Annotated in this window: 7 protein-coding genes; 2 read left to right on the forward strand and 5 right to left on the reverse strand. The window is 68.8% G+C overall.

What is annotated here, in order from left to right; genetic code table 11:
* Positions 1 to 10: 10 nt before the first annotated feature.
* Genes IEZ09_RS26745 through IEZ09_RS26760 form a run of 4 tightly spaced genes read right to left on the reverse strand, consistent with a single transcriptional unit; the run spans position 11 to position 6,343 of the window.
* Positions 11 to 1,732, reverse strand: a complete 1,722-nt coding sequence (locus IEZ09_RS26745; RefSeq protein WP_189256533.1) for a glycoside hydrolase family 6 protein — start codon at positions 1,730 to 1,732, stop codon at positions 11 to 13.
* Between the two features lie 20 nt (positions 1,733 to 1,752).
* The gene (locus IEZ09_RS26750) at positions 1,753 to 2,205 is read right to left on the reverse strand and encodes a hypothetical protein (protein WP_189256518.1); all 453 of its coding nucleotides are present in this window, start codon (positions 2,203 to 2,205) and stop codon (positions 1,753 to 1,755) included.
* Positions 2,205 to 3,458, reverse strand: coding sequence for a lytic polysaccharide monooxygenase (locus IEZ09_RS26755; protein WP_189256519.1), 1,254 nt, complete (start codon positions 3,456 to 3,458; stop codon positions 2,205 to 2,207). Before IEZ09_RS26755 ends, IEZ09_RS26750 begins: the two co-directional genes overlap by 1 nt.
* A gap of 11 nt (positions 3,459 to 3,469) precedes the next feature.
* Complete coding sequence (locus tag IEZ09_RS26760; protein ID WP_229812985.1) at positions 3,470 to 6,343, reverse strand: glycoside hydrolase family 48 protein; 2,874 nt, start codon at positions 6,341 to 6,343, stop codon at positions 3,470 to 3,472.
* Positions 6,344 to 6,922: 579 nt separating this feature from the next.
* On the opposite strand from IEZ09_RS26760, the gene IEZ09_RS26765 reads away from it, so the two are divergent.
* Both IEZ09_RS26765 and IEZ09_RS26770 read left to right on the forward strand, forming a co-directional pair.
* Positions 6,923 to 7,573 carry a response regulator gene (locus IEZ09_RS26765; protein WP_189256520.1) on the forward strand — a complete coding sequence of 217 codons (651 nt, stop codon included), beginning with the start codon at positions 6,923 to 6,925 and terminating at the stop codon, positions 7,571 to 7,573.
* Positions 7,570 to 8,676: a sensor histidine kinase gene (locus IEZ09_RS26770; protein WP_189256521.1), complete on the forward strand. Its 1,107-nt coding sequence runs from the start codon at positions 7,570 to 7,572 to the stop codon at positions 8,674 to 8,676. Before IEZ09_RS26765 ends, IEZ09_RS26770 begins: the two co-directional genes overlap by 4 nt.
* Before the next feature lie 111 nt (positions 8,677 to 8,787).
* Here IEZ09_RS26770 and IEZ09_RS26775 read toward each other — a convergent pair whose 3' ends face one another.
* Positions 8,788 to 10,389 carry a PHP domain-containing protein gene (locus IEZ09_RS26775; RefSeq protein ID WP_189256522.1) on the reverse strand — a complete coding sequence of 534 codons (1,602 nt, stop codon included), beginning with the start codon at positions 10,387 to 10,389 and terminating at the stop codon, positions 8,788 to 8,790.
* Between the last annotated feature and the right edge of the window lie 312 nt (positions 10,390 to 10,701).

A 10,701-nucleotide genomic window follows, 5' to 3' on the forward strand; every position in this document is an offset into this window, starting at 1 on the left:
AGTCTCGTCGTCACAGCGCGGGGTAGGCGTTGCGCATGAGTTCCTGGAACTGCGCGGAGAACCACTTGCCCGACAGCGGGGCGTCCGGCAGCGCGCCCGACATGTTGTTGCCGTTGCGGATGTTGCCGGTGTAGGCCGGGTCGCACATCTTGTCCGCGCCCTTGCCCTCGTTGTTCGGGATCTCCTTGCTCGCGCCGTCGGACTCGCCCGGCGGCTTCATCCACACATACGCGTCGATCCCCGCCGCCGGCGCCGCCTTCGGCCGCTCACCCAGCCCGGCACCGGCCTGGTTGCACCAGTTACCGGTGTGAATACGCCGATCCAGCCTGCCACCGTTGACGTAGGCGTCCACGCTCGTCTTCGGACCAGGACCCGCCGGGCGCGCGGCACCGCCCCAGCCGTTGCGGCTGGTGTCGATCAGCATGCCCACCCCCGGATCGAACCCCGCCTGCACCGCACGCTGCCGGAACGCCTGCGCATACGACTGCTCATCGACATACCGGTTCCAGTCCACCCACTTCGACTGCCGCACCGACGTGCCGTTCACCGAATCCTCGATCGTGAAGTACGGCTCCTTCAACGCACCGTAGTTCGCGGTGTTGGCGATGAACCCGTGCACGTTCGCCTTCGTGCTCCCCGAGGCGTTCGCCGCCTGGAACAACAGCTCCGCGGTCGGGCCGAAGTTGTCGTCCCAGCCGATCCAGCCGTGGTGACCGATGTCGAGGTAGTTGTACACGTTCGGCACCGCGCCCAGCTTCGCCAGCGCGTACCCGACACCGGTGACGTAGTTGCCGTTGGCCTTCATCACATCACACGCCGGCACCGCCGTCGGCCGCGGCGTCACGTTCGTCACCAGGTTCGGCAACGAGTCGATCTCCACCGTCGTCACGATCCGCAGATCCTTGTACGCCGGCTTGGCGAAAATAGCCGCGATCGGATCGATGTACTCCGTCTTGTACCGGCCGATCTCATCCGGCTTGAGCTCACCGTTGGACGCCAGCGCCGAACAGTCACGACCAGGCAGGTTGTAGATCACGAACTGGATCACCAGCGGCGCACCCGCCGCCTGCCGCACCGCCTCGTCCAGATGCCCCTCGATACCACGGGAATCCACCGTGCCCGTGATCGCCGCGATCCGGTCGATCCACACCCCCGTCGGCTGATTCGCCACCCTGCTACCACCCGGCTCAGCCGCCGCCTTCGCCGACCAGTCCGGATTCACGTACATCTTCGCGCCCACATACGGGTTGTCGACACGATTGCCCGGGTTCGGGTTGTCGGACGTCGTGGTCGTCGTGGTGGTCGTCGGCTGTTGCTGGCCCGTGCACACCACACCGTTGAGCGAGAACGACGCCGGGTCGGTGTTGGTACCGGTGTAGCTGCCGTTGAAACCGATCTCCGTCGACGCACCGGTGCCCAGATTGCCGTTCCACGACATGCTCGTCGCGGTCACGTCGGCGCCGGACTGCGACCAGGTGGCACTCCAGCCCTGAGTCACCTTCTGGGAGCCGGGGAACGTGAACTTCAGCGTCCACGACGACAGGGCGTCACCCAGGTTGGTGATCTTCACCTTGCCGCCGAAACCACCGCCGCCCCAGTTGTTCGCCGTGTAGTCCACCCGGCAGCCGGGTGCGGCGCCGGCGGGTGCGCTGAGCACCACCCCGAACGTCGCGACGGAGGTGGCGACCACGACTCCCGCCGCGGCCCACCGCCTTTGTCCGTTGAGCCTCATTGCCACGGATCTCCTGTCCTTCAATGGTGTTTGATCTCTGTCAGCGAGCACGCGGCGGGCGTGCACTCGAGTCGTTTCAGGCCGAGGTGCTCCATGCCGGTCGAGCCGGTGATCGCGAAACCGTCGCCGAACACGAGGTCCGGGTCGCCCCTGACCTCGCCGCTCGCCAGCGCCCTGCGCCAGGCCTCGTCCAGGCCGGGCCGGAGCACCAGCAGCCCCAGCTGTTCGTAGGGCGGTTTGGTGCAGGTGCCCCACTCCGCGATGTACGGCTCGTAGACCTTCGCCCGCACCGGCCCGGCGAACGCGGTGAAGTCGCCGCCCTTGCGCACGTCGGTGCAGTCACCGCTGACCTGGTTCAGCCAGGCGGCGATGCCGTCGACACCGCGAGCCGGGTCCGGGGCCGGTTCGGCGCGGACGACCACGATGGCGACCGCGACCGAACCGGCCACGAAGAGGGCGAGGAGGACCCTCATCACGGAACGGCGCAGGAGACGCCGTTGAGCGTGAAGTTCACCGGATCCGGTGCGGAGCCGGTCGTCGACACGTTGAAGCCGAACTCGGTGGTGCCGCCCGCGGCGATGTCGGCGTTCCAGGACGCCCCCTTCGCCGTGGCCTTCCCGTTGGCGACGGTGATCGTCGACGACCACGACGACGACAACTGGTGCCCGGACGGGAAGTCCCACACGAGCTGCCACGCCCGCACGGCCTCCGCGCTGCCGTTGGCGATCTTCACGTTCGCCGTGAAGCCGCCGTTCCAGGTGCTCGGCTTGGAGTAGGTCACCGTGCAGGCGCCGGAACCGCTGCCGGTGCGGACCGTGACGCCCGCCGACGCCGGTGACGCGTTGCCCGCGGAGTCCAGCGCCACCACGGTGAAGGAGTAGGCGGTGTTCGCCGTCAGACCCCTGACCGTCACCGAGTTCGTGGCCGAGGTGGCCACCACCTGGCTGCCGCTGTACACGCGGTACTCCGACACCCCGAAGTTGTCCGACGAGGCCGGCCAGTCCAGCCGCACCGAGCTGCCGGTGACCGACGACGCGACCGGTGTGCCGGGCGCGGTCGGTGGCTGAGTGTCGGGCACACCGCCGCCGAACACGACGTCGGAGCAGCTGTAGAACGCCTCCGGGCTGTCGGAGCGCTGCCAGAGCGAGTAGATGATGTGCCTGCCCGACTTGTTGGGCAGCTTCGCCTGCCAGCTGTACTCACCGTTCGCCTGCGGCGGGTTGGTGACCTTGTCGAACGGCACGGGCTCCAGGTCCGACCACTTCAGCGGCTTCGTCACGTCGAAGCCGTCCTTGGTGACGTACTGCTCCCAGGTGCCGGGGTGCGGCGCCCACGCGTTGTACCGCAACGTGACCGTGGCGTTCGCCGTCACCTGGGTCACCGGCCAGTCGGCACGAGCGAGGTTGTAGGCGTCGTACTTCGTGGTCGGGCCGCAGAGGTGCCCGTCGGAGATGATCTCCCGGTGCCGTCCGGCCGCGTTGCTGATCAGGTTGCCGTACCAGTCCCACAGCGGTTGCTTGCCGCCGAGCGCGACCGCTTCGACGCACGCCGGGTTGGTGGGCTTCAGGTCACCACCACCGCTGCCGGCCCTGCCGTCCTCGTAGCAGGCGTAGGTGCGGCTGGCGGGCCACACCATGGAGCCGTGCGCGAGCGCCGTGCCACCGGTGTGCACCAGAACCGCGCCGACCGCCGCTGCGACCGCCAGGAGTGCGATGCGTTTTCTCATCTCTGTGCTCCTCACCCGAAGATCTCGGCGTGCAGGGCGAAGGCGGTGGCGATCTCCGCCTGGGCCCAGAACCGGTGGTAGGTGAACGTCGGTGCCGGTCCACCGTCCAGATAGGACTGCACCTTGGGCCACTGTGGGTCGTTGCGGAAGCCGGAACGCATGGACAGGAACGTCGCGCCCTGGGCGATCTGGTCGCCGTTGGGCATCTTCCCGGTCCACCCCGGCGGCACGTACGGACCCTCGCCCGTCGACGCGTTGTACACGTCGTCGAACCGGTTGTAGTCCGTGCGCGTCTCCGGCGTCGCGATACCGAGGCTGTCCTGATGCGACAGCAACGACGTCAGCAGCGCTTCACCCGTCGCCTTCGCCTGGGCGTGCCCCGACTTGGCCGCGTAGTTCAGCAGCACCTTGGCGTACGACGCCGCCACACCGACATCCTGGTTCTTGTTGACCACGCGCACCCGCAGGTTCGCGTTCGCACCAGGGCTGGTGGGGTTCCACGTGTCCGGCGCACCCGTCCACTCCAGGTCAGCGGGGATCTCGAAGTTGGTGCCGGTCGTGGTGTTCGCGAGCGCCCACGGCACCCACTTGTCCAGGATCTTCTTGGCACGGGCGTCGCCGGTCATCCGGTACAGGGCCGCGGTGCGTTCGAGGCCCCACACCTGGAAGCCGAACCAGCGGTTCGACGGCGGGTCACGCCACACCGGGTGCGGGTCGTAGAACATGCCGTAGAACGTCGGCGTGCCCGCCGGAGGCGTGCCGTACTGGCCCTCCCACGAGTTCGTCACACCACCCGCGAGACCACCGTCGGCCGACTGCAACCACTGCAACAGCTCCATCTGCCGGTCCAGGCTCTTGGCCCAGTCCTGCTGCCCGGTAGCCGACAACGGCTTGAGCGCCGGCACGTTCGACAACGCGTACGCCGCCAGCGGGTTCTGGTAACCCTGATGCGAAGCACTGTCACCGATCCGCCACGCCCACCCGGCACTGGTGTCGGTCGCACCACCCCACGCGTAGTACCACGACATCAGGTAGTGGTCGCTGCTCTTGCCGGAACCTGCGGGGCAGGAGCTCGCGCCGACGCAGTTGCCGATGCGCTTGAAGTACTTGTCGAACATGGCGTACCGCAGATAGTCACCCATCTTCGCGGCCTTGCCGACCTCGGACGCGATCTGCGACCCCTTGCCCTGCGCGGTCGCCCACTGCTGAGCCAGCAACGCCACCTGCACCGCACGAGCGTCCGCGTCGGGTGCGTTGGTGTACTTCCATTGCTTGGCGTACGAGGAGTCCTTGGTGAACAGGTCCAGGAACCCGTTCGGGCCACCGTGCTTGAACGTGTCACACGACGGCTGCGGGATCGTCTCCCACACCGACTCCGACGAACCACGCTGATAGGTGTTGATGTACGACGGTGCGGTGGTGCCGTCGCCGCAGCGGCCGAAACCGTAGGTGTTGTCCACATCCAGCAACCAGTGCATGCCGTAGACGTCATCGCTGCCGTACGCGGACTTCAGCTCCGCCGCGATCGGGTCGGAGCCCACCGCAACGCTGCTGTCCAGCACCGCCGGATAGCGATCCATCCGCGGATGCTCCGGCGCGTAGGTCGCGGGCTTCGACGCGTTGTACTTGTCGTTGGTGGGCTGATCGGCCTTCGCCGGGATGATGAACTTCTCCATCGACGCCCACGCCGACTTGAACGGCGCCCAATCACCCGTCACCCGGCCATAGCTCGCCTCCAGCCACAGGTAGTAGCTGAACGCCTCCGACGTCGTCTGATGACCGTGATCCGGAGCCTCCACCATCAACGTCTCCACCGAGTGGTACGGCACCAGCAGATCACCGAACCTGCGGAAATACCCGCTCGCCGGATCCTTGATCTTGTTGTACTGGTCCAGGAACGCCTTGCTGAAGTCCGAAGTGGACGGGTCGATCTCCTTGACCGTGACGCTCGCCGGGCTGTGGCCCGGTGCCGACGCCGTGAAGGTCGCCGTCGCGAGCTCACCACCGTTGGCCGCGGACGACACCGTCACGGTCTGCTTGGCCGTACCGGTGAACGTGAGCGTTTCCGGCGACACCGTCAGGTCCGCGCTGCCGGTGCGGGCGATCGTCACGGTGACCGGCTGGCTCGGGGCCGTGGCCAGCGAGACGTCGAAGGTGGCCTTCTGCCCCTGCCGCACCGACACCGCACTCGGCGACGCCAGCACCGCGGGCCCGGCCAGCACCTTCACCATCACCGGCGCCGAAGTGGTTGCGGCACCGCGGTTGTCGGTCGCCCTCGCGGTGATCGGGTGATCACCCGCCGTCGGCGTCCAGCTGCCGGTGAACGGCGCGCTGGTGTCGGTCGCGATCAACTGGTCACCCGCGAAGAAGTCGACCTTCGCCACCGTGCCGTCGCTGTCCTGCGCCGTCGCCGCCAACGGAACAGTCGCGGGCAAGGTGTACGTGCTCCCCGCCGTCGGCGCCGTCAGCGCCACCGACGGAGACTGGTTCGGACCGGTGCACGCCACGCCGTTGACCGCGAAATCGGTCGGCGGCCGGTTCTGCGCACCCTTGCTGCCGTTGAACCCGACCTGCGCCGAACCACCGGACGGAATCGTCCTGGCCCAGTCCGGATTGGTCACGCTGACCACAGCGCCGGTCTGGCTGAACGTCCCGTTCCAGCCCTGCGTGACCCGCTGCCCGTCCGGGAACGTCCACGTGAGATTCCAGCCGTTCAGCGCGTCACCGTCGTTGCGGATCGTCGCCGTGGCACCGAAACCGGTGCTCCACTCGTTGGTGATCTGATACGTGACAGTGCAGGCAACGGCGGCGGGTGCCGCCATGGCGGGTACCCCGCCGGTCACCATCACCGCCGCCACCATCAATGCCGTTGTTCGCCGAGTCATGCCGCCGCCTCTCGACTCCTGGGAGCGCTCCCAGAGTTCACGGCACTGTAACGCGAGTCACTTAAGGCGACTGACCCCTGATGTAGCGCGTTCTACTCCACTCAGCCGGACTGTCTACCCGAAACACCGCAACGACAGATCGTCCGGCGGACCCTCTTACTGCTCCCTTCGAGTGGAATTCCGGGAACGCTCCCAGATGTCACAAATGGCTGTAACGCAGCACTTCCCGCAGCACGCGCGAAATGTTTCGAAACATCACCACGCCAGGTTCAGCCCGGAGATCACGTTGCCGAGTGCCGCGGAGACCAACCGGTGGTCCGGCCACCGCTCACCGGGCCTGAGCAGTCAGTGCGGTGGCGATGGCCGCAGCCGCCTCCGGTTTGAACCGTGTCACCCTGGCACTCCCAAGGTCCGTCCATTGTGGACGAGTTGGTGTCGTGGAAGCGCATGGTCTGCCCTCGACCCCGCCACCCGGCTGGCGAAAACCTGCCAGTCGGGGGACGACGCCTGCCAGGTTTCGGATGGCCCCCGCACGCCGGCGTTGGCGAGACTGGGCCGGGATCCACAAAGGAGAGTGACATGATTCGGGTGGTCGTCGTGGACGACGAGGAGCTGGTGCGGACGGGGTTCCGCCTCATCCTCCAGGCGGCCGGGGACATCGAGGTGGTCGCGACACCGTCCGGCGCGCAGGCGGTGCGCGAGGTGAGCCTGCACAAACCCGACGTCGTGCTGCTCGACATCCGGATGCCGGACGTGGACGGCCTCACCGTTCTGCGGCAGCTCCAGGGCCTGAAGTCCCCGCCCGTCGTCGCCATGCTCACGACGTTCGACTCCGACGAGTACATCGCGATGGCGCTGCGGTCCGGCGCGGCCGGGTTCATCCTCAAGGACACCAGGCCCGAACAGCTGGCCCAGATGGTCCGCACGCTCGTCAGCGGCGGTGTGGTGCTCTCCCCCAAGGTCACCAGGACCGTCGTCGACGGCTACCTCGGGTCCGGGGCGGGCTCGGCGGCGGCGGAGCAGGTCGACCTGCTCACCGAACGCGAACGCGCGGTGCTCGTGCTGATCGCGGAAGGGTTGTCCAACACCGACATCGGGGCGCGGATCCACGTCAGCGTCGGCACGGTGAAGGACCACGTCAGCGCGATCCTCACCAAGCTGCGCGTGGGCAGCAGGGTGCAGGCGGCGCTGGTGGCCCAGCGGGCCGGCCTGCTGGACGGCCGGCCATGACACGAAGAGTTCCCTCCTGGCTGGTCGACGCCGTGGCGATCGCGGCCGCCGCGGTCGAGGGCGTGCTGACCGCGATCGGTGAGGAGTCGATCACCGGTCTCGTCGTGAGCATGGTCGCCGTGCTCGCCCTCACGACGCGCGACCGCTGGCCCGTGCCGTCCTTCGTGGCGACGCTGCCCGCCGTCGTGTTCCCCGGCGCGGTCGTCGCGGTGATCGTCACGCTCCACTCGGTGTCGTCCCGGTACCGCAACCGGTGGCTGCTCGCCGGGTGCTGGCTGGTCGCGTCGGGCATCGTCGCCTTGCCGCTGTTCGACCTCGCGCCGGAGTTCTGGCACACGGACATGCTGCTCGGCACCATCTACTTCACGTTGACCGCCGGGGCGCCGATCCTGCTCGGCCAGTTCCTGCACACCCAGCGCGAGCTCGCCCTGCGGCTCGACGAGGTCAAGCAGGCGCGGGAACACGAGCGGCGGCTCGACGCCGAGGCGATCCTCGCGAGGGAACGCAACCAGCTGGCCCGCGAGATGCACGACGTCGTCTCCCACCAGGTGAGCCTGATCGCGGTGCAGGCGGGGGCGCTCGGTGTGAGCACCGCGGATCCCGTCGTGAAGCAGGCCGCCGAGAACGTGCGGCAGCTGTCGGTGAACACGCTCGACGAGCTGCGGCACATGGTGAACCTGCTGCGCGCTTCCGGCACCCCGGCGACCGAACTGACCCCGCAGCCCACGCTGACCGATCTGGAACGGCTCATCGCGAACAGCGCGATCGACGCGCGGCTCGTCGGCGCCGCCCCGCAGGACCTGGAGCCGCCGGCGCAGCGCGCGATCTACCGCACCATCCAGGAAGCGCTGACGAACGTGCGCAAGCACGCCCCCGGCGCCAGCGCCACGATCGACATCAGCCACGACGACACCGACCTGACCGTCACCGTCACCAACACCCCGCCCACGCGCCCCGACCTGGCCCTGCCCAGTGCCCGGCACGGACTCGTGGGGCTGCACGAACGGGCCGCGCTGCTGGGCGGCAAGCTCCACACCGGACCCACGTCCGACGGCGGCTTCCAGCTGCAGCTGCGGCTGCCGGTCGGCACGGCGCGCGGCTGACCGTTCGAGAGCCCCTCTGACCACGCCGCGGGACGGAAACCCTGATCCGGCCCGTGGCACGGGCGGGTACCGCGCCACGCCACTCCCCCTGGCGCGGTACCCGTCTCCCGTTCAGCGTTGTACGGCGGCGAACACCGGGTTCGAGTAGCACCACAGGTCTTCCCACGGGTCCGCCTGGCCGACGACGTCGATCGCCGGGCCCGCCGGATCCACGGCCGCGCCGTGGTAGCCGGGTGCGGTGCGCTTGCCGTCGGTGCCCCTGACCCGCACGTAGAACGGCCCGTCGACGGTGATCCGGTGGACCAGTTCGACGGTGCCGGCCCGGTCTCGGACGTCCCACGACCGGGCGACCTTCGTCTGCGGGGCGCGCAGCACCGACCGGTCGGTGGCCGGGCCGGTGACCGCGCCGACGATCAGGTCGACCCGTGCCAGCCGCGGCACGAAACCCGCGAAGTTCGGGCGGTCGGCCAGGTCGATCCGGACCACCACCTCGACCACCTCGCCGCGGCGCACCCGCAGCGTGCCGCCCATAGCCGTCCCCCGCCCGCGTGATCCGCGCGGGCGCAGCCGCACGTCCAGGCCCGCCACGAGATCGCCCAGGCAGACCCACATGCGACCGGCCCGCATCGCCCGCATCACCTCGCGGTGCCCGCGGCCGGTGACGCCGACCCAGGTCTTGTTGTAGGCGCCGGGCGGGAACGAGCTGTACGCGACGATCGGGCGACCGGCGTTGACCGGGTCGGGGAACCGGCCGGTGGTGTTGAACGTGCGGCCCTCGCTGTCGTACGGGATGTCGTCGTAACCCTGCTGGTCGAGGCGGTCCACCGGGTTCTTCATCCAGTCCCCGCAGCCCTGGTGGCCGTCCGAGGTGGTGGTGATCCACCACGGCTTGCCCTCGGCGAGCAGGCTGTCCCAGAAGCCGCCGACCGTGGCGGTCGTCCAGTCGAAACCGCCCCACGTGCGGTAGCTCTCGGCCGGGTAGCCGGGGTACGAGAACTTGCCGGGTGCCGAGTCGTACAGGCCGCGGCCCCGCGCCATGCCCGGTGCCGGCAGGCCGGCCGCCTGGTGGCCTGGCGCGCCCTCCATGCCGATCACGATGCCGGGCGCCGTGTCGCGCCAGGTGCGGGTCTCCCCCGGCGAGTTGATGCCCAGCCGCGACGGGTGGTTGGGCAGCACCAGCGCGTCGGCGATCTTGCCGGTGGCCACCGCGTGCCGCAGGAACTCGAGCGCTTCCACGGCAATCGCCTCGTTGGCCGGGGTGCCGTCGCGGGTGCCGTTCACGCGTGCGTCGAACCGGGTGACGAACTCCTGCAGCAGACTCGCCTCGTTGCGGCCCGGCGCGAGCATCAGCGTGGTGTGCTCGCCGGCCGGGATGTTCCACTCCAGCCCGGTGAAGACCAGCATGTCGGCGTACTTCTGGCGGGCCGCCGCGATGTCCGCCACGAGCGGCGTGACGCTGTGCTTGGCGAACGGGACGTTGCCGTGGTCGGTGATCGTCAGCCAGCTCAGGCCGTGCCGCGCCGCGCGCTCGACCTGGGTGGCCACCGGGTACATGGCGTCGTTGCTGTACTGGCTGTGGATGTGGTGGTCGCCGGCGAGCCACGTGTAGCCGTCGCGCTCGGTGTGGGCACGCGCGGGAGTGCTGCCGAGTGCGGCGCCGGCCACCAGCCCGGTGCCGATCAGGAACCCGCGTCGATCGGTCTGGCCCGCCATCACGCGACCCCGGTGAAGACGACGCCGAGCGAGTCGGCCTCGCTGCCGCCGGCAGCGTTCAGCGTTTCAGCGCCCAACCTGACCAATTGCACGCACGGCTCCTGCCTCGAGTTCGAGCACGACGCGGCGACGATAAGACAACACGAAGCAATTTCACATATCTTGGACATGACAACACGGTGTCCACAAAGCGAACCAGCCGTCCCCGCTCCGCTGCTTGCGCGATGAAGGGCTCCTTCATCCACGTGAGGTGTGAACCGCTCCCCGGAAGTTGGACTGGGAATCCAGTTCCGACTCTCGGGGAGCGGTTGG

It is taken from the genome of Lentzea flava (genome assembly GCF_014648475.1).
In the GTDB taxonomy this organism is placed as follows: Bacteria; Actinomycetota; Actinomycetes; order Mycobacteriales; family Pseudonocardiaceae; genus Lentzea; species Lentzea flava.

Coding starts and splice junctions, on each gene's coding strand:
- IEZ09_RS26770 (WP_189256521.1), top strand. CDS start 7,570: ATGACACGAAGAGTTCCCTCCTGGCTGGTCGACGCCGTGGCGATCGCG.
- IEZ09_RS26755 (WP_189256519.1), bottom strand. CDS start 3,458: ATGAGAAAACGCATCGCACTCCTGGCGGTCGCAGCGGCGGTCGGCGCG.
- IEZ09_RS26750 (WP_189256518.1), bottom strand. CDS start 2,205: ATGAGGGTCCTCCTCGCCCTCTTCGTGGCCGGTTCGGTCGCGGTCGCC.
- IEZ09_RS26760 (WP_229812985.1), bottom strand. CDS start 6,343: ATGACTCGGCGAACAACGGCATTGATGGTGGCGGCGGTGATGGTGACC.
- IEZ09_RS26745 (WP_189256533.1), bottom strand. CDS start 1,732: ATGAGGCTCAACGGACAAAGGCGGTGGGCCGCGGCGGGAGTCGTGGTC.
- IEZ09_RS26775 (WP_189256522.1), bottom strand. CDS start 10,389: ATGGCGGGCCAGACCGATCGACGCGGGTTCCTGATCGGCACCGGGCTG.
- IEZ09_RS26765 (WP_189256520.1), top strand. CDS start 6,923: ATGATTCGGGTGGTCGTCGTGGACGACGAGGAGCTGGTGCGGACGGGG.